Source organism: Spiroplasma endosymbiont of Lariophagus distinguendus (assembly GCF_023846195.1).
Classification (GTDB): domain Bacteria; phylum Bacillota_I; class Bacilli_A; order Mycoplasmatales; family VBWQ01; genus Spiroplasma_E.
Genome location: NZ_JALMUW010000155.1, coordinates 1 through 762, shown reverse-complemented (window position 1 = coordinate 762; position 762 = coordinate 1). Strand labels below are relative to the sequence as shown.

Below are 762 nucleotides of genomic sequence, written 5' to 3'. Positions count from 1 at the left end.
ATTCCAAACAGGTTCTAAGAAAAATTACTATTGGTCATTGATAAAGTATTACTTATTGCAAGTAGTAATAATATTTTTTTCATATCTTTTCCGCTCCATATTAATTATAAACTTGCACTTATTGCTGGATTTAATACTAATGGTGGTTCTACTTCATTATTATTTATTGAATTTATTTGTGTTTGTGATAGTAAAGGTGTTGTTTCATCAATTTCTCTAGTATTTGTTTGTCTTCTATTTTCATAAAGTGTTTTTACATATTCAACAGTTTTTACACTAACAGTTGAAGTTATTGCCATTGTTACTGCTGAAATTAAACCTCATATTAAAACACCTTTAACTGTAGAACGATATGGATTAAAATCATTGTTTATATAATTATCAATAAAATCATATTCCATAATATCTAATCATTCAGCAATCATTGTTGGGATTGAATATCATCCAGCAATATTTCCTATAACTTCACCGAAAATGGTTGAACTTAGTATAATTTTATTTTGTATTTTCATTTTTCTTTTTATCTCCTTTTTAAAATATAAAAAACCATTTACTTTTAAACTAAAGTAATGGTTAAAATTTAAAACTTATATTAAGTTTACAATTAAGTACTATATCAGAAAAAATAAAAGATATAAGAAATTAGATATATGTGTAATAAATTAATAAAATTGATAAATTTGGTTTATATTCTTTTACTGTATGTTGTATATTTTGTAAATTATCTATTTTTTCATCATTTGCCTTATTTTTTATATGATT

At 22.3% G+C, this 762-nt stretch carries 1 protein-coding gene; it reads right to left on the bottom strand.

Translation table 4 applies throughout. The features are described from left to right. Nucleotides 1-104: 104 nt before the first annotated feature. Entirely contained in the window at nt 105-512 is a 408-nt protein-coding gene (locus M0D11_RS06255; protein ID WP_252321092.1) for a hypothetical protein, read from the bottom strand. Between the last annotated feature and the right edge of the window lie 250 nt (nt 513-762).